The organism is Pseudomonas sp. LB3P93, from assembly GCF_054898025.1.
This window is the reverse complement of sequence record NZ_CM142713.1, coordinates 2,559,203-2,574,920: the sequence shown is the minus strand read 5'-3', so window position 1 is coordinate 2,574,920 and position 15,718 is coordinate 2,559,203. Positions and strand designations below refer to the sequence as shown.

Annotated in this window: 18 protein-coding genes; 10 read left to right on the top strand and 8 right to left on the bottom strand. The window is 60.9% G+C overall.

Annotated elements, in window-relative coordinates; translation table 11 throughout:
* Positions 1–6 precede the first annotated feature (6 nt).
* The 3 genes from ACYZT8_RS11515 (at position 7) to ACYZT8_RS11505 (ending at position 2,016) form a co-directional block, all read left to right on the top strand.
* The gene (locus ACYZT8_RS11515; protein ID WP_461981175.1) at positions 7–393 is read left to right on the top strand and encodes a DUF488 domain-containing protein; all 387 of its coding nucleotides are present in this window, start codon (positions 7–9) and stop codon (positions 391–393) included.
* A gap of 148 nt (positions 394–541) precedes the next feature.
* Positions 542–1,039 carry a GNAT family N-acetyltransferase gene (locus tag ACYZT8_RS11510; RefSeq protein WP_461981173.1) on the top strand — a complete coding sequence of 166 codons (498 nt, stop codon included), beginning with the start codon at positions 542–544 and terminating at the stop codon, positions 1,037–1,039.
* 50 nt (positions 1,040–1,089) lie between these two features.
* Complete coding sequence (locus ACYZT8_RS11505) at positions 1,090–2,016, top strand: universal stress protein (RefSeq protein WP_461981171.1); 927 nt, start codon at positions 1,090–1,092, stop codon at positions 2,014–2,016.
* Positions 2,017–2,160: 144 nt separating this feature from the next.
* On the opposite strand, the gene ACYZT8_RS11500 is transcribed toward ACYZT8_RS11505, so the two are convergent.
* Positions 2,161–2,973 (bottom strand): class I SAM-dependent methyltransferase, encoded by an 813-nt coding sequence (locus ACYZT8_RS11500; RefSeq protein WP_461981169.1) that lies wholly within the window; start codon positions 2,971–2,973, stop codon positions 2,161–2,163.
* Between the two features lie 37 nt (positions 2,974–3,010).
* A complete protein-coding gene (locus tag ACYZT8_RS11495; RefSeq protein WP_461981167.1) occupies positions 3,011–3,280 on the bottom strand; it encodes a DUF4242 domain-containing protein in 270 nt (89 codons plus the stop codon).
* 180 nt (positions 3,281–3,460) lie between these two features.
* Here ACYZT8_RS11495 and ACYZT8_RS11490 point away from each other — a divergent pair, with 180 nt between their 5' ends.
* Positions 3,461–4,453, top strand: a complete 993-nt coding sequence (locus tag ACYZT8_RS11490; RefSeq protein WP_461981165.1) for an AraC family transcriptional regulator — start codon at positions 3,461–3,463, stop codon at positions 4,451–4,453.
* 9 nt (positions 4,454–4,462) lie between these two features.
* Here the strand turns inward: ACYZT8_RS11490 and ACYZT8_RS11485 are convergent, their stop codons facing one another.
* The 3 genes from ACYZT8_RS11485 to ACYZT8_RS11475 all read right to left on the bottom strand — a co-directional run bounded on the left by ACYZT8_RS11485 (position 4,463) and on the right by ACYZT8_RS11475 (position 6,383).
* Positions 4,463–5,671: a cytochrome c biogenesis protein DipZ gene (locus ACYZT8_RS11485; protein WP_461981163.1), complete on the bottom strand. Its 1,209-nt coding sequence runs from the start codon at positions 5,669–5,671 to the stop codon at positions 4,463–4,465.
* Between the two features lie 184 nt (positions 5,672–5,855).
* Positions 5,856–6,068, bottom strand: coding sequence for a hypothetical protein (locus tag ACYZT8_RS11480; protein WP_461981161.1), 213 nt, complete (start codon positions 6,066–6,068; stop codon positions 5,856–5,858).
* Positions 6,069–6,116: 48 nt separating this feature from the next.
* Positions 6,117–6,383 carry a DUF2790 domain-containing protein gene (locus tag ACYZT8_RS11475; protein ID WP_461981159.1) on the bottom strand — a complete coding sequence of 89 codons (267 nt, stop codon included), beginning with the start codon at positions 6,381–6,383 and terminating at the stop codon, positions 6,117–6,119.
* Between the two features lie 306 nt (positions 6,384–6,689).
* Here ACYZT8_RS11475 and ACYZT8_RS11470 point away from each other — a divergent pair, with 306 nt between their 5' ends.
* The 5 genes from ACYZT8_RS11470 to ACYZT8_RS11450 all read left to right on the top strand — a co-directional run bounded on the left by ACYZT8_RS11470 (position 6,690) and on the right by ACYZT8_RS11450 (position 11,005).
* On the top strand, positions 6,690–7,430 hold the full coding sequence (locus ACYZT8_RS11470; protein ID WP_033060285.1) for a response regulator: 741 nt from the start codon (positions 6,690–6,692) through the stop codon (positions 7,428–7,430).
* Positions 7,427–8,737: an ATP-binding protein gene (locus ACYZT8_RS11465; protein ID WP_461981157.1), complete on the top strand. Its 1,311-nt coding sequence runs from the start codon at positions 7,427–7,429 to the stop codon at positions 8,735–8,737. The genes ACYZT8_RS11470 and ACYZT8_RS11465 overlap by 4 nt, the downstream gene beginning before the upstream one ends.
* 105 nt (positions 8,738–8,842) lie before the next feature.
* Positions 8,843–9,475, top strand: coding sequence for a CDP-alcohol phosphatidyltransferase family protein (locus tag ACYZT8_RS11460; RefSeq protein WP_461981155.1), 633 nt, complete (start codon positions 8,843–8,845; stop codon positions 9,473–9,475).
* Positions 9,462–10,061: a lysophospholipid acyltransferase family protein gene (locus ACYZT8_RS11455; RefSeq protein WP_008028204.1), complete on the top strand. Its 600-nt coding sequence runs from the start codon at positions 9,462–9,464 to the stop codon at positions 10,059–10,061. Before ACYZT8_RS11460 ends, ACYZT8_RS11455 begins: the two co-directional genes overlap by 14 nt.
* Positions 10,058–11,005, top strand: coding sequence for a phosphatidate cytidylyltransferase (locus ACYZT8_RS11450; RefSeq protein WP_461981153.1), 948 nt, complete (start codon positions 10,058–10,060; stop codon positions 11,003–11,005). The genes ACYZT8_RS11455 and ACYZT8_RS11450 overlap by 4 nt, the downstream gene beginning before the upstream one ends.
* Before the next feature lie 141 nt (positions 11,006–11,146).
* Here the strand turns inward: ACYZT8_RS11450 and ACYZT8_RS11445 are convergent, their stop codons facing one another.
* The 3 genes from ACYZT8_RS11445 to ACYZT8_RS11435 all read right to left on the bottom strand — a co-directional run bounded on the left by ACYZT8_RS11445 (position 11,147) and on the right by ACYZT8_RS11435 (position 14,216).
* Positions 11,147–11,905, bottom strand: a complete 759-nt coding sequence (locus ACYZT8_RS11445) for an HvfC family RiPP maturation protein (RefSeq protein WP_461981150.1) — start codon at positions 11,903–11,905, stop codon at positions 11,147–11,149.
* Positions 11,898–12,737: an HvfB family MNIO-type RiPP peptide maturase gene (locus ACYZT8_RS11440; protein WP_461981148.1), complete on the bottom strand. Its 840-nt coding sequence runs from the start codon at positions 12,735–12,737 to the stop codon at positions 11,898–11,900. The genes ACYZT8_RS11445 and ACYZT8_RS11440 overlap by 8 nt, the downstream gene beginning before the upstream one ends.
* A 144-nt stretch (positions 12,738–12,881) precedes the next feature.
* Entirely contained in the window at positions 12,882–14,216 is a 1,335-nt protein-coding gene (locus ACYZT8_RS11435; RefSeq protein ID WP_461981146.1) for an acetamidase/formamidase family protein, read from the bottom strand.
* A gap of 447 nt (positions 14,217–14,663) precedes the next feature.
* On the opposite strand from ACYZT8_RS11435, the gene ACYZT8_RS11430 reads away from it, so the two are divergent.
* On the top strand, positions 14,664–15,710 hold the full coding sequence (locus tag ACYZT8_RS11430) for a class I SAM-dependent methyltransferase (RefSeq protein ID WP_461981144.1): 1,047 nt from the start codon (positions 14,664–14,666) through the stop codon (positions 15,708–15,710).
* The last annotated feature ends 8 nt before the right edge of the window (positions 15,711–15,718 follow it).

Genomic DNA, 15,718 nt, shown 5'->3' with positions numbered 1-15,718 from the left:
CCTGGCATGGCCATCCATATCGTACGGCTCGGCTCACCCCGCTCGCCCGATGAAGGGCTGCGGATCGGCACGGTACGCCGCCCACCTCGGGGTGTACCGAAGGCCGAGTTTGCCAGCCGGGACTTTTATGATGTGTGGCAGCCACTGCTTTCGCCGAGTGCGGAATTGGTGGCCGAGGCCAAAGCGGCCACTGAAGAGAAAGCCTGGGAGGCGTTCAGGCGCAAGTTCAAGGCGGAAATGAACCATCCGGCGCCTAATCAGTTGCTGGATCTGCTGGCCGCCCTTTCCCATCAAACCTCGCTGGCGGTTGGGTGTTATTGCGAGGAAGAGGCGCATTGCCATCGTTCGGTGTTGCGGGAACTGCTGGAAGAGCGCGGCGCCAAGGTTATTTAGCTATAACTAACACCACAAATCCTTGTGGGAGCGAGCTTGCTCGCGATAGCGGACTGTCAGTGACATTTATATCGATAGGTAGTCAGTCATCGCGAGCAAGCTCGCTCCCACAGGGAGTTTTGGGTGTTCAAGGGATTGAGGTAGCACTATGAAACCGCAAGTAAGGCCCGCCACCCCGGCAGACGCGGCAGCCATCAGCCAGGTCATTATCCAGTCACTGCGCCAGTCCAACGCCCTGGATTACTCCCCCGACATCATCGCGCAGGTGGAAAAGAGCTCTTCCATCGAATCCGTTCGCGCGTTGTTGAGCCAACGCCAGGTCCTTGTCGCAACTATCGATCGCTGCGTAGTAGCCACCGCCAGCCTTGATCGCGATGTGGTGCGCAGCGTGTTTGTCGACCCCGGACACCAAAGAGCGGGCCTCGGCCGGCAGTTGATGGCAACGATTGAGTCCATCGCCACCAAGGCCAAAATCGAGGTATTGCGCGTCCCCTCCTCCATCACCGCAGAAGCCTTCTACTTCAAGCTGGGCTTTCGCAAGGTCCGCGATGAATTCCACGGTGCCGAGCGCACGATCATCATGGAACTGCGCCTATCCCGGGCCGCCAGACGGGACGTTGATCATGGTCAATACTTAGGGGATTGAATGCCTATTGAATGACCACTGTCTCTTCGTTCACCCACGGGAGGTTTGCCATGTCTGGTCAATCACGCTTCATGCTGGTCGCCTCGCCATTGATGGAGCACAGCCCCGCCTTCGACAGGGCCGCGGCGCTGGCCAAGGCCGAGGACGCGGCGTTGCACATCGTGGCTTTCGATTATCTGGAAGGCCTGGCCACCGCCAGCCTGGTCAACGAAAAGGCCCTGGAGCAGATGCGTCTGGGCTACGTCGATCGACACCGCCAGTGGCTCGAAGAACAGGCCCGTCCCTTGCGCAAGATCGGGGTGCACGTCACCACCGAGGTGGCATGGGTCGAAAAACCGCTGGAAGAAATCCTGATTCACCTCAAAGAACAACCGATGGACGTGCTGATCAAGGCACTGGAGCACGAATCGCTGCTGTCGCGGCTGATGTTTACCCCGCTCGACGTGCACCTGCTGCGCGAATGCCCGGTGCCGCTGCATTTCGTCAGCCATGCCGTTCACGCCCTGCCACGCCGGATCGTCGCGGCGGTCGACCCTTTCCATCGCGATGATCACTACAAAACCTTCAATGACCGGATCCTGCACGAAGCGGCGAAACTGGCGACTGCCTGTAACGCCGAGCTGAATGTGGTCTACGCCTATGACCTTTCATCCATCAGCGCGGATGAGTTCGGCTTCGACAATGGTTCGGCGTTTTTCAGTTCCGGCAAGGCCAAGACCCTGTTCGACTATCAGGAAGATGCTTTCAACGAATTGGCCGAGCGCAATGGCATCGCGCCGGAGCAGCGGCACATGATCATGGGCAACCCGGCCAAGGTCCTGACCCGCTATGCCGATGCGTATGACGTCGACGTGATTGTCATGGGCCGGGTCGGCCATCGCGGCCTGGGCCGGTTGATCGGCAGCACGGTGGAGCATCTTCTGTACAAAATGCCGTGCAGCGTTTGGGTGGTGTACACCGAGCGGCTGGATGAGTGACCCTGCTGAAAACACCGCAAAACCCTGTGGGAGCGGGCTTGCCCGCGATAGCAGACCGTCAGTCGATATCTTTATCGGCAGGTAGTCAGCTATCGCGGGCAAGCCCGCTCCCACAGGGATTGTGTGTGTGTATGTGTTGTCGGTTCAGCGTCGGGTGATGACGACTTCCAGGTATTCACTCGGGACCACCAGCGATTTCTCTCCCGCCCTGTTCATCCGGTTGATCAGTTCAGTCAGGTCGCTTTCAAAGGCCTGGGCACCGTCGGGAGGCAGCGCTGCAAAGGCTTTGTGGAGCGGGCCGTACCAGTTGCGAAACGTGTCGATGAAGTGCGCCGTCGAGCGGTAGCGGAAGTTGAAGGTCCGCCGCGTCACCTGCACCAGGAAGTTGCGTTCATCGAACTGCGAGTGCAACCAGGCTTCGTTCCCCCAATTTGAGGGCGGTTGCGCGCCGGCCGGTGGCGGCATGTGCCGACCCAAGGTCTTGAACATCTGGCCGACAAAGCCTTCAGGCGTCCAGTTGGCCAGGCCGATCCGGCCACCGGGGCGACAGACCCGCGCCAGTTCTGCGGCGGCTTTGGGCTGGTCCGGCGTAAACATCACACCGAAGGTCGAGAGCACGGCATCGAAGCTCGCGTCCTCGAACGGCAGCGCCTCGGCATCGGCGACCTGGAAGGTCACCTCCAGGCGTTCTGCCCGGGCCCGGTCTTCGCCGCGTTCCAGCAACGCGGGGACGTAATCGGTGGAAGTGACGTTGCAGCCTCGGCGTGCGGCAGCCAACGTCGCATTGCCGTTGCCGGCGGCGACGTCCAGCACACGCTCGTCGCAGAGCAAGTCACAGGCTTCGGCCAGTTGCTCGCCGACAATCTGCAGGGTGGTGCCGATCACGGCGTAGTCGCCACTGGCCCAAGAGGCCATCTGGCGGTTTTTCAAGGCAGTGAGATCAATGGGTGTACTCATTAACTCTGCTCCGTACAGGTTGAAACGCTGCCCCGGCTTATTCCGCCGTGGTCGGATCAATGATGTTCATGACTTGAGAAATGCGGTTGGCCGGGAAACCGCTCTGCCTGGCGTGCTCCTGAATCAGCTCTTCGCTGGGCGAGATGTACACGCAGTACAACTTGTCGCCCGTGACATAACTCTGAAGCCACTGCACCTCCGGCAACTCGCGCAACGCCCGGCAGGACTTTTGCGAAGCGGCTTTCAAATCCCTTTCTGACAGTGTTCCAGCACCTGCAATCTCGCGCTCTATAACGAACTTCGGCATGGCAACCTCTCATTCTTGTTATTGATGACAGGGTCGGCAGTGGCCCTGTAGGCAAACTATCGCCCTGCCGCACGCCGGCGTCCTGCCCGATCGTCGGGCAACACTGCCCGATCGTCCGGAGAATTCACGTTTGGCGCAGACGCGCTCACAATCAGAAAGCCCTCCGCACGGGAAACCACAATGGACGCCCTGTCCCAAACCCTGCGCGTCGTCCGCCTGGTCGGTGCGATTTTCATCAATGCCAGGTTCACCGCGCCCTGGTGCTACCAGTCGCCCAGCGCCGACACCGCGGCACCGTTTCTGGAGCCCGGCGCCGAGCGGGTGGTGATCTTTCACCTGATCACTGAAGGCGAGTGCTATGTCGAAATGGGCAACGATCCGCCGCTGCGGCTGACGGCCGGCGATGTGGTGGTGTTCCCTCAGGGCGATGCTCATCGCATGAGTTCTCAACCCGGGCTGACGCCGGTCACCGGCAAGCGGCTGGACGTGGTGCTGGCGCGCCGTCCCCGGCAACTGAGCTATGGCGGTGGCGGCGCGGTGACGCGACTGGTATGCGGTTATCTGGCGTGCGATACCCGGTTGGCGGGCATGTTGCTGACGGGGTTGCCGGCGGTGGTCCGGGTCAATGTGCGCGGCTCGAATGCCGGTATCTGGCTGGAATCTTCGGTTCGTTATGCGCTGGCCGAAGCACGCTCGCCCAGGCCCGGCGGCGAAGGTGTGCTGGCGAAACTGGCCGAGGTGTTGTTTATCGAGGTATTGCGCCTGTACATGAACGAGCAGGCCGAAGGTCGAACCGGTTGGCTGGCGGGTGTCGGCGACCGGATCGTCGGCGCTGCCCTGAATGCGTTGCACAAAACACCCTGCCACGCCTGGACGCTGGATGAACTGGCGCGGACCGCCGGAACGTCAAGGTCGGTGTTGGCGGAACGCTTTGCACAACTGGTGGGGAGTTCGCCGATGCAGTACCTGACGCAGTGGCGGATGTTGCTGGCGGCCAATCTGTTACGCAGCAGTAACAGTTCGTTGATGCGGATTGCCGAAGAGGTGGGTTACCAGACCGACACGGCGTTCAGCCGGGCCTTTCGTCGAGAGTACGGCGCGCCACCGGCGGCGTGGCGGCGCAATCAGGAGAAAAAACCAATGGCCCACGGCGCGCAACCAGTGAGCCATTGATGTCGCGGGTTACGCGGCAGGTGCCTTGGCCTCTTCCAGCAGTTGCTGAATCATTTTCTCCTGGGTTTCGTAGGCGCCTTCACCGAAGTGGGTGTAACGCACCTGGCCCTTGGCGTCGATCAGGTAGTGAGCGGGCCAGTACTGATTGTCGAAGGCGCGCCAGATCGCATAGTTGTTGTCGATGGCCACCGGGTAGGTAATGCCGAGCTCTTTGACCTGATCCTTGACGTTGTCGATGATGCGCTCGTAACCGTATTCAGGGGTGTGGACGCCGACGACCACCAGGCCATCCTTCTCGTATTTCTTCGCCCAGTCCTTCACGTACGGCAAGGTGTGCTGGCAGTTGATGCAGTCGTAAGTCCAGAAGTCCACCAGCACCACTTTGCCTTTGAGCGAGTCATTGCTCAGCGCTGGCGAGTTGAGCCACTGGACGGCACCGGACAGCGACGGCATGGCGCCTTGGGCGTTGTCCATGGAGTCGGCCTTGACCTTGCTGACGAAGTAATCGACGACCTTCGGCACGGTTTCCAACACGCCTTTTTCGAGGCTGCTGACGCCTTCGGACGAAGTGCTGGCGAGCAGTGTCCTGTCAGCGCCGGTGGAAATCACCGCCACGGTGGCCAGCACCGCAACACCGGCACCACGACGCAACCAACCGGTGACCGGGATCGACGCTTTCAAGCGATTGACCAGGCTGCGACCGAAGAAGATCAAGGTGCCCAGGGACAACGCGCTGCCCAGGCCGTACGCCAGCAGCAACAGGCTGGTCTGTGCGTTCGCACCTTGGAGCATGGCACCGGTGAGAATCACCCCGAGGATCGGTCCGGCACACGGTGCCCAGAGCAGACCCGTGGCCACGCCAATCATGACCGAACCCAGCGGGCCGGACATTTTGCGGGTGTCGGGGTCGAGGCGATTGCCCAGTGCCACGAACGGACGGGCCATCCAGTCACCGACACGGGCAGAGATCAGCGACAGGGCGAACAGCGCCATCACGATCAGGGCGACGTGGCGTCCGGTGTTGTTGGCTTGCACCACCCATTCGCTGCTGACCACGGCCAGGCTGGAGATCAGGGCGAAGGTCAGAACCATGCCGCCGAGGGTGAGCAGGATGGATGAACGCGTGCGCTTGACCCCGGCGAACAGGAACGGCACGACCGGGAGGATGCAGGGGCTGAGGACGGTCAATATGCCGCCCAGGAAAGCGATTAGAAACATGGGATCACCTAAACATGTGGGGGGTGGCGATTCACACCGAACCCTGTGGGAGCGAGCCTGCTCCGGGCGGCGTTCCGACGATGAGGTCAGAACATTCAACATTGATGTCGACTGACACTCCGTCATCGCGAGCAGGCTCGCTCCCACAGTGGGTCGGTGGGGTTCACAAAACAGTGTTCGCGGTTCAGGCCGTCTGGTTTTCCAGCTGCTGGCCCTGCGGCGTACGGCTTGAACCATTCTCGGCCAGGAAGGCATGACCGCTCTGCTCCGCCACCGGCGTCAGTTGGAAGCAGGTCGCGCTGCCACAGCTTTTCTGCTCGACAGCGGCATTGGCATGGGCAGCAGCGCCAGCAACGGAGAAGGCAACAGCGGTCAAAAAGCGGGTAACGTTTTTCATCGTGATCTTCCTGTTTCAAAGGGGGTTGGCAAGCGGTCAGCGCAGGACTCAGTTGTCCGCGTTGCAGCCGTCAGCAAACTTGCGGTAATCCAGCACCTGGGTTTTGTGCTGAGAATCCAGGTAGGTCAGCTTGGCATTCACAATCCCGCAGGAAGGCGCAGCGTCTTCTTTCAACGACACCACTTTCTTGATGTCCAGGTGGGTGCCGTAGGTGTAGGTTTTCGCGCTGACATCGGCGGCTTCGGCGCGGGCCGACAAGGTGCAGATGTTCAGAGCGGCAAACAGGCAAGCGGCGTAGATGGCTTTAGTGTTCATGGTGGATTCCTCAAGGCTTCAATGGGTAGGTCGTTCAATTGAGCCGAGGCGTTCTGGTTTGCCTCGATGGAACCCATTAGAAGCTCGCGAGGTATCTCGTCTGTGTCGAAAACAGCCGCCTGTAAATCGGTACGTATCAAAGCCGGCCCCTGATACAGAGCGATACAAAACCCCTGGAAAACCGCATTTTTACGTTTGCGTGTATCCGCCGCTGTGCCAGATACACTGCAATACAAAGGGGGGCGGGCGAGCGGGCCAAGGCTCGATAGACTGCGCAACATCCCCCATTGATAGAGGCTTGGCCCCATGGAACACGTCGATCACATTCTCATCGTGGACGATGACCGCGAGATCCGGGAACTGGTAGGCAACTACCTCAAGAAGAATGGCTTGCGCACCACGGTCGTCGCCGACGGGCGTCAGATGCGTACGTTCCTTGAGTCCACGCCAGTGGACCTGATCGTGCTCGACATCATGATGCCGGGCGACGACGGGCTGATGCTCTGCCGCGAGTTGCGCGCCGGCAAACACAAGGCCACGCCGGTGCTGATGCTCACCGCCCGCAACGACGAAACCGACCGCATCATCGGCCTGGAAATGGGCGCCGACGATTACCTGGTCAAGCCGTTCGCCGCCCGTGAACTGCTCGCCCGAATCAACGCCGTACTGCGCCGCACGCGGATGCTGCCGCCGAACCTGGTGGTCACCGAAAGCGGTCGTCTGCTGGCGTTCGGCCGCTGGCGCCTGGACACCTCGGCACGCCACCTGCTGGATGAAGACGGCACCATGGTCGCGCTCAGCGGCGCGGAATATCGATTGCTGCGGGTGTTCCTCGATCACCCGCAGCGTGTGCTCAATCGCGACCAGCTGCTCAACCTGACCCAAGGCCGCGACGCCGATCTGTTTGACCGCTCCATCGACTTGCTGGTGAGCCGCTTGCGCCAGCGCTTGCTGGACGATGCCCGCGAGCCGGCCTACATCAAAACCGTGCGCAGCGAGGGCTATGTGTTTTCCCTGCCGGTGGAAGTGCTCGGTGCGCCGTCATGAACCTTTCGCTTCGTTGGCCACGCACCCTCGCCTCGCGGTTGTCGCTGATCTTCCTGGTCTGCCTGATCCTGGCGCAGGCGCTGTCCTTCGGCGCGCAGTATTACGAGCGTTACGAAAGTGCAAAAAACACCATGCTCGGCAACCTGGAAACCGACGTCTCGACCTCCATTGCCATCCTCGACCGCTTGCCGGCCGAAGAACGCATGAGTTGGCTGCAACAACTGAACCGGCGCAACTATCGTTATTTGCTGGACGAAGGCTCACCGGGCGTGGCCATGAGCGATACGCCCATCGCGATGACCTCGATCAAAGACGCCATCGGCAAGGATTACCCGATGACCGTGACGGACATTCCCGGCGAGCAGAAACACTTTCAGGTGCACCTGAAACTCGCGGACGGCAGCCCGGTGACCATCGACGTGAGGCCAGCGATGATACCGTTGTCGCCGTGGTTACCCATCGTCCTGCTGGGCCAGTTGGCGCTGATGATCGCTTGCACCTGGCTGGCCGTGAGAATCGCGATACGCCCCCTCACCCGCCTTGCCCAGGCGGTAGACAACCTCGATCCCAACACCCACGCAGTGCACCTGGATGAAAAAGGCCCGACCGAAGTCGCCCACGCCGCCATCGCTTTCAATTCGATGCAGGCGCGCATCGCGGCGTACCTGAAGGAGCGCATGCAACTGCTGGCAGCGATTTCCCATGACCTGCAAACCCCGATCACCCGCATGAAACTGCGCGCCGAATTCATGGACGACTCCAGCGAGAAAGACAAACTGTGGAACGATCTCGGTGAGATGGAGCATCTGGTGCGCGAAGGTGTGGCCTATGCGCGCAGCGTTCACGGCGCTACCGAAGAGAGCCGCCGCACCGACCTGGATTCGTTCCTCGACAGCCTGGTGTTTGACTATCAGGACGTGGGCAAAGATGTGCAGCTCAGTGGCAAATGTGGCGCGGTGATCGATATCCGGCCGCATGCCTTGCGGCGGATCCTGGTGAACCTGACGGATAACGCACTGAAGTTCGCCGGGGCCGCTGAATTGAAGGTGGAAGCGAAAAACGGCGGCCTCTCGGTGAAGGTCATGGATCGCGGACCGGGCATTGCCGAAGAGGAACTGGTCCATGTGATGGAACCGTTTTATCGGGTAGAGAACTCGCGCAACCGCAGCACCGGCGGCACCGGTCTGGGGCTGGCGATTGCACAGCAATTGGCGTTGGCGCTCGGGGGATCGTTGACGTTGAGCAATCGTGAGGGCGGCGGGTTGTGTGCGGAGTTGAAGCTGCCCGTACGACTGGCCAGTCAGTAAACAGACCCAAAGGCCAAGGAAAGCCTTTATATTGTCGGGCACCGTCGCGTCACACGCGACGGCGGCGCACCCGATAGCAACCGACACTTATATGGATATTGGCAAATGGATGACAACCGACGGCCCATCAAGACGCGCTCTGCGGGCTGGGCGAAACACATCACCGACCTTCTGGTGAAAAGAGACATCTCCCCCAATCAGATCTCCGTTGCCAGCATCGCTTTCGCGCTCGCCGGGGCGGTAGCGCTGATTCTCGATAACGGTCTTGTCGGCTCGCTCCTTTGCGCCGTCGGCATTCAATTGCGCCTGCTGTGCAACCTCTTCGACGGGATGGTGGCGATTGAGGGCGGCAAGAAATCCGACATCGGCAGCCTCTACAACGAATTCCCCGACCGCATTGCCGACAGCCTGCTGATCGTCGCGCTGGGGTACGCCATTGGCTACGCCGATCTCGGCTGGTTTGCGGCGTTGGCCGCAGCACTGACGGCGTATGTCAGGGTGTTCGGCGGCTCGCTTGGTCTGAAGCAAAGCTTCATCGGCCCCATGGCCAAGCAGCATCGAATGGCCGTGATGACCGTGGCACTTCTGTTGAATGCCGTCGAAGCCAGCGTTTATGGCACTCACTACGTGCTGTTGATCGCGCTGGTCATCATCGCCGCCGGATCCGCTGCAACCTGCGTCACGCGCACCCTGGCCATCTCGCGCCAGCTGAAGGGGAATCACCATGTGGATCAGTAACGCGTTGATTTCTGTTCTTCGATTCGTCATTGGCGTCACGGCACGATGGGAAAGCCCGCCTGACCTGACACGCCAGCGCATCTACTTTGCCAATCACTCCAGTCACATGGACACCCTGGCAATCATCGCGGCCCTGCCACCGGAAGCCCGAGTGAACGTGAAGCCCGTCGCCGCAGCTGACTACTGGGGGAAAAACAAATTTCTGTCGTACATCTCGCAGAAAGGCCTGAATGCCGTGCTGATCGATCGTAACCCGGCGCCCGGCGTCAACGTGCTGGAGCCGATTTTCGACGTGGTGCGCGCTGGTCATTCGATCATCATCTTTCCGGAAGGCACGCGCGGCAGCGAGGCGTTGCCCGGGCCTTTCAAATCGGGCCTGTTCCGCTTGGCCGAGACATTCCCCGAGGTGGATCTGGTGCCCATCTACCTGGAAAACCTGCATCGCTCCATGCCAAAAGGCAAACACGTCCCGCTGCCCATCATCTGCACGATCCGTATCGGCGACCCGCTGCAACGGATCAGCGGCGAGGAAAAACAGGTGTTTCTGGATAGGGCGCGTGATGCGATTGTGAGGTTGTCGGAATGAATCTTGATGAAAAGTTTTTGTGGTTCTTCGGCGCCATTGCCGGCCTGCTGGCCATCGCGTCGATCATCGGCCGGATACTGGCCAAACGGGCTACAACAGAAGGCTCGATCTCGACCATCGAAAACCTCAATCAGCGGGTGAATGCCTGGTGGGGCATGGTGATCATCTTCTTCGTCTCCTACCTGCTGGGCGGGAACGCGACGGTCATTCTGTTCGGCTTCATTTCCCTGTTCGCGCTCCGGGAGTTCATCACCCTGACGCCGACCCGTCTTGGCGACCATAACGCGCTGTTCTCGGCGTTTTTCATTCTGATCCCGCTGCAATACGTGCTGATCGGCACGCATTGGTATTCGCTGTTCACGCTGTTGATCCCGGTGTACGCCTTCCTGCTGTTGCCGGCGATTGCGGTGCTGAGCCAGGACACTGACGCCTTCCTGGAACGGGCGGCCAAGATCCAGTGGGGGGTGATGATTTGCGTGTACTGCATCAGCCACGCGCCGGCCCTGTTGCTGCTGGATCTGGAAGGTTTCACGGGGCAGAACGCGCTGCTGCTGTTCTATCTGGTCTTCGTCGTTCAGTTGAGTGATGTGTTGCAGTACGTGTTCGGGAAACTATTCGGCAAGCACAAGGTTGCGCCGCTGGTGAGCCCGTCGAAAACGGTGGAAGGACTGGTGGGTGGCGGTCTGTCGGCCACGTTGATTGGCGGGTGCATGTTCTGGATGACGCCCTTCAGTTTTTGGCAGTCGCTGCTGATGTCGCTGGTGATCGTGGTGATGGGTTTTCTGGGTGGGTTGGTGATGTCCGCCATTAAACGCAGCCTCAGCGCGAAGGATTGGGGGACCATGATTAAAGGTCATGGCGGCATGCTTGATCGGATGGATTCGATTTGCTTTGCGGCGCCGATCTTCTTTCACCTGACGCGGTATTTCTTCTCCGCCCCATAAAATAGACACCACTTGACCTTGTGGGAGCGAGCTTGCTCGCGATGAGGCCAGCACATCTAACATTGATGTTGGCTGACACTCCGCCATCGCGAGCAAGCTCGCTCCCACAGTGGTAATTGTGTTTTGGGGGATTGTGGTGGGTCAGGCGGTTACGCCGAGCACGCCTTCACCGTGCATCTGCCGCAACAAAGCCGCCCCGCTTTCCATAAACTCTGGCGATCCGGTGGCCCCCGCCTCCGCCGCCAATCCTTTCAGTTGCGCCCGTCCATCCAGCTCGGGAAATTCCTCGATCCGCTGCAACAACCGCCACGCCAACGGGCTCAGCTCGGAAAACTTAACGCTCCAGTCCTCCGCCCGACGCACCAACAATAAAGTGGGTTGTGGCGGTGCAACGTCAGGCTGATGATCCGGCCCCACCAACTGCACCGGCCACGCATACGCCAATGGCCACGCCAGTGGCGACACCTGCAACGGTCGATCCAGCGACAACCCGGCATCGCTGGCCGGTAACGGCTCAGCCTCGGATTGCTGCAAGGCCATCTCGACCCATTCGTAATGCGCCAACTCCACCATGAACGGCGGCCACTCGCCCTCGCTCAATGCTTGCGGCCCGGAGGCCAGGAACTCGACAAACTCCTGGGCGATTTCACCGAATTTCGGCGTGTGCGCGCGGTAGTCCCGCAGGAAGATTCGCACCAGCGAACGCCAGTGCTCATCACCGAGAATCTTGATCAGCACCGGAAAGGTCCCGCTGAGCAGCGCCGACAGGTTGGCGAAAATCAGGTCGCGGTAAACCTGGGCCCGCGCCACATCCATCCCGGCCGGTGGTGCGCAGTGATCGGGATCGCGCAGGTACTGACCCAGTGTGGATTGCTGTTGATGCAACGAGTGCTTATCCACGGTTCACCCCCTCGGCCTGCAAACGGCGAATGGTCTGCAATTCCGCGACCAGCTCAGAAAACGCCGGGAAGTTGAAATCCCGCTCCAGCAGCGTCGGTTGAGCGCCGAAACGTGCATACGCCTGCGCCAGCATCGCCCAGACCACCGGTTTCACCGACGCGCCATGGGTGTCGATTTTCAACGTATCGGACTCATCGAAGTGCCCGGCCACGTGCATCGCCACCACCCGGCCCGGATCGATGTTTGCCAGAAAGGTCTGTGGATTGAACCCGTGGTTGATCGAATTGACGTAGACATTGTTGACGTCCAGCAACAGGTCGCAATCGGCTTCACGCAGTACCGCGTTGGTAAACGTCACTTCGTCCATGTCCTGCTGGGGCGCCGCATAGTAGGACACGTTTTCCACCGCAAGGCGCCGACCGAGTATGTCCTGGGCCTGGCGAATCCGCGCGGCCACGTGATGCACCGCTTCTTCGGTAAACGGCAGCGGCAACAGGTCGTAGAGGTGACCGTCATCGCTGCAATAACTCAGGTGCTCGCTGTACAGCGGCACGTTGTATTGATCGAGAAACACGCGCACTTCCTGGAGAAACCCGACATCCAGCGGCGAAGGTCCACCCAGCGACAGGGACAAACCGTGGCAGGACAACGGAAAACGCTCGGCCAGGGCACGCAACGCATGGCCATGGGCGCCGCCGATGCCGATCCAGTTTTCCGGCGCGACTTCCAGAAAGTCGAAATCGCCGGTACGGGCGGCCTGAAGGTCTTTCATTAAACCGCGACGCAGGCCAAGCCCGACGGTCGCTTTGGCTGAGGTGATGGGGGTCTGCATGATGTCGATCTCAAGGGTTGCCAGTACGGAATCACAGTTAACCCAAGCGCTGTATCGGGGTTGTGTTCCGGTCCGGCGGTAAATCGCAGCGGTTGTATCACCGGCGGGTCTGTACACACTTCGGTACAGACCCTTCAGCAGGCGTTACGCCAGGTCGTATTTCTCACGCACCAGATGGCCGATGCCGATGCGATCGAGCACGTGCATCGGGCACAGGAAGGTCACTCGTACGGTGCCCGGCAAGCGGCTGATGTCGATCGAACCGGTGATGGTCGCGCGGTTGAGGACTTCGTCGTACGGCAGGCCGGTGACCGAAGCGGCGCGTTTCAAGCCGTTCTCTACGGCGACGTTGAGGTTCTCGCCGCTGCCGATAAAGGTGATCGGGCCGCTCTGCTCGATTTCGTGCTGGCCCCAGCGCTCGCCCAGCTCACGGACTTTCTGCCGCTGCTCGGCATTCATGGGTCGGGCCATCGGTGGCAGATCGTCGAGGTTTTGCAGGAGGATCGGCCCTTCCAGCGTCAGGTTTTTCACCACTTCCACCACCACTTCGGTTTCCCCGGAGCAATCGGTGGCGTGCCCGGCGATCTCGCCGTTGCCCTGCTGAGCGTGCATGTCGCCCATGTACACCCCGGCCCCCGTTACTTTCACCGGGCAGATCAAGATGCAGCCTTCGCGAATCGAGTTGGTGTCCATGTGGCCGTCGGTCTTGGCCGCGTGCAGCTCTTCGCGGGTCATGCCGAAACGGTGCGGCGCGTTGATCAGGTATTGGCCGAAGTCGGCGCAGTTGTGCGAGTCGGGCAAGTCACGGGACGGCGTGGTGCCAATGTTGCCGAGGAACGGCCGCATGTGCGCGGCGACGCCGGGGATGTCGGCGCGGGCCAGGGACAGGATCGAATGCTGGGCAGCGAATTCCGGCAGCGCCGACATTTCGGAAGCATTGCCGGCCAATCGGTTGGCGACGTCCTGGTTGACCGTCAGGCTGACCTGATTCTGCGCATCGAACACGAACACGTAGCCATGGCTGAAGCGAAACGCACTGACTTCGGCGCCGCAGTTGTTACAACGAATGGAATCTTCGCCAATGCCTTCGACATGGCTGGCCGGGTGGTCGGTGCCGCACTTGGAGCAGAATTTGGCGACGAACGGGTCGCCGTTGTAGCGCCCCTCGACGAAGCTCATGACCCCGGACGAGGTCGCCAGCGAAGTGACGCGCATGCTTTTGATCTTGATCGCTACCGCATCGCCGACTTCCGCACCGGCAATGGCCACCGGTTGCGTCACTTCGTGGCCGCCCTCGAACGCCGGCGTGATCATCGGGCCCCAGCAGCCCGGCGGTGTGCCGGTGATCAGGGTGCCGCCATCGGCGAGCGGCCCGAGCATCGGCTGGCTTGGGCCGATGATGCCTTGGGTGTAGTGATCGACGCGCAGGCGATTGACGGGTGATGGGTTGAGGTCGGTTTCAGAAGCAAGCGTGGTCATTGGTGTCCCCTTAACGGTGAAAGGCGCAATACGGGGTCACAGTTCATCGCAGGTTTGTATCTCGTCTGTGTTCGGCAGCGCCCCGCAGTTGAGGGGAACTGTATCGAGGAGCCCGTCAGATACAGTGGGATACATGCGATCTTTGCATTCACGTCTGACCCTGTGGGAGCGGGCTTGCCCGCGATGAGGCCGGCACATCCAGCATATTGGTCGCCTGACCCACCGCTATCGCGGGCAAGCCCGCTCCCACAGGGTTCCGCGTCAAACCAGAGATCGCAAACACATGTGGGCTTTCGTCGCTCAACGCCGCGCCACACGGCCCCCGGACTAAACTTAGTGCACGCAGGACGGGCTTATCGTCCTGTTCATTCCCACGACCACCGCCCAGGGTGAACGCCTCGAAAAACAAGGCCTCTGGACCGTGATCCTGTTCAAGGAGCACACGTGATGGACGAGGCCAGACTCAATGATTTCATGGGCAAACTGGTGAACGACATGGGCGGCGCGGCGATGCTCGCCAACGTCATCCTGGGCGAAGAGCTCGGCCTGTACCGGGCCATGGCCGACAGTCAGCCGATCACCCCTGAAACACTCGCCGACAAAACCGGCTGCAACCCCCGCCTGCTGCGCGAATGGCTCAGCGCCCACGCCGCTTCCGGTTACATGGAACACGAGGGCGGCCAGTTCCGCCTGCCCGAAGAGCAAGCCCTGGCACTGGCCATCGAAGACTCACCGGTCTATATCGCAGGCGGTGTCGGGGTGGTCGCGTCGTTTTTCCATGACAAGGACAAACTGGTCAATGCCATGCGCGGCAACGGCGCCTTGGCCTGGGGCGATCACCATCCGTGCATGTTCAGCGGCACGGAGCGGTTCTTCCGGCCCGGTTACAAGGCGCACCTGATCGCCGAATGGCTGCCGGCCCTCGAAGGCGTGGTCGCCAAGCTGCAAGCGGGCGCCAAAGTCGCCGACATCGGCTGCGGCCACGGTGCCTCCACCGTGATCATGGCCCAGGCATTCCCGGACTCGCGGTTCGTCGGTTTCGACTACCACGCACCGTCCATCACCGTCGCCACCCAGCGCGCCGAAGAAGGTGGCGTTTCCGGGCGCGCGCGGTTCTTCCAGGGCACCGCAAAAAGCTTCCCCGGCGACGACTATGACCTGGTCTGCTACTTCGACTGCCTGCACGACATGGGCGACCCGGTGGGCGCGGCAAAACACGCCTATGAATCGCTGAAAGCGGACGGCACGGTGCTGCTGGTGGAACCGTTCGCCAACGACTCGCTCGACGACAACGTCACCCCGGTTGGCCGGCTGTTCTATGCCGCCTCGACCTTCATTTGCACACCGAACTCGCTGTCCCAGGAGGTCGGCCTGGGGCTCGGTGCCCAGGCGGGTGAGGCGCGGCTGCGCAAGGTTTTCACCGAGGCGGGATTCAAGAGCTTCCGGCGGGCCACGGAAACGCCGTTCAACCTGATTCTGGAGGCGCGTAAATAAGCACCTGC

Excerpts from the sequence above, each read along its gene's own strand:
- ACYZT8_RS11515 (WP_461981175.1), top strand. The coding sequence starts at position 7 with ATGGCCATCCATATCGTACGGCTCGGCTCACCCCGCTCGCCCGATGAA.
- ACYZT8_RS11510 (WP_461981173.1), top strand. The coding sequence starts at position 542 with ATGAAACCGCAAGTAAGGCCCGCCACCCCGGCAGACGCGGCAGCCATC.
- ACYZT8_RS11505 (WP_461981171.1), top strand. The coding sequence starts at position 1,090 with ATGTCTGGTCAATCACGCTTCATGCTGGTCGCCTCGCCATTGATGGAG.
- ACYZT8_RS11500 (WP_461981169.1), bottom strand. The coding sequence starts at position 2,973 with ATGAGTACACCCATTGATCTCACTGCCTTGAAAAACCGCCAGATGGCC.
- ACYZT8_RS11495 (WP_461981167.1), bottom strand. The coding sequence starts at position 3,280 with ATGCCGAAGTTCGTTATAGAGCGCGAGATTGCAGGTGCTGGAACACTG.
- ACYZT8_RS11490 (WP_461981165.1), top strand. The coding sequence starts at position 3,461 with ATGGACGCCCTGTCCCAAACCCTGCGCGTCGTCCGCCTGGTCGGTGCG.
- ACYZT8_RS11485 (WP_461981163.1), bottom strand. The coding sequence starts at position 5,671 with ATGTTTCTAATCGCTTTCCTGGGCGGCATATTGACCGTCCTCAGCCCC.
- ACYZT8_RS11480 (WP_461981161.1), bottom strand. The coding sequence starts at position 6,068 with ATGAAAAACGTTACCCGCTTTTTGACCGCTGTTGCCTTCTCCGTTGCT.
- ACYZT8_RS11475 (WP_461981159.1), bottom strand. The coding sequence starts at position 6,383 with ATGAACACTAAAGCCATCTACGCCGCTTGCCTGTTTGCCGCTCTGAAC.
- ACYZT8_RS11470 (WP_033060285.1), top strand. The coding sequence starts at position 6,690 with ATGGAACACGTCGATCACATTCTCATCGTGGACGATGACCGCGAGATC.
- ACYZT8_RS11465 (WP_461981157.1), top strand. The coding sequence starts at position 7,427 with ATGAACCTTTCGCTTCGTTGGCCACGCACCCTCGCCTCGCGGTTGTCG.
- ACYZT8_RS11460 (WP_461981155.1), top strand. The coding sequence starts at position 8,843 with ATGGATGACAACCGACGGCCCATCAAGACGCGCTCTGCGGGCTGGGCG.
- ACYZT8_RS11455 (WP_008028204.1), top strand. The coding sequence starts at position 9,462 with ATGTGGATCAGTAACGCGTTGATTTCTGTTCTTCGATTCGTCATTGGC.
- ACYZT8_RS11450 (WP_461981153.1), top strand. The coding sequence starts at position 10,058 with ATGAATCTTGATGAAAAGTTTTTGTGGTTCTTCGGCGCCATTGCCGGC.
- ACYZT8_RS11440 (WP_461981148.1), bottom strand. The coding sequence starts at position 12,737 with ATGCAGACCCCCATCACCTCAGCCAAAGCGACCGTCGGGCTTGGCCTG.
- ACYZT8_RS11435 (WP_461981146.1), bottom strand. The coding sequence starts at position 14,216 with ATGACCACGCTTGCTTCTGAAACCGACCTCAACCCATCACCCGTCAAT.
- ACYZT8_RS11430 (WP_461981144.1), top strand. The coding sequence starts at position 14,664 with ATGGACGAGGCCAGACTCAATGATTTCATGGGCAAACTGGTGAACGAC.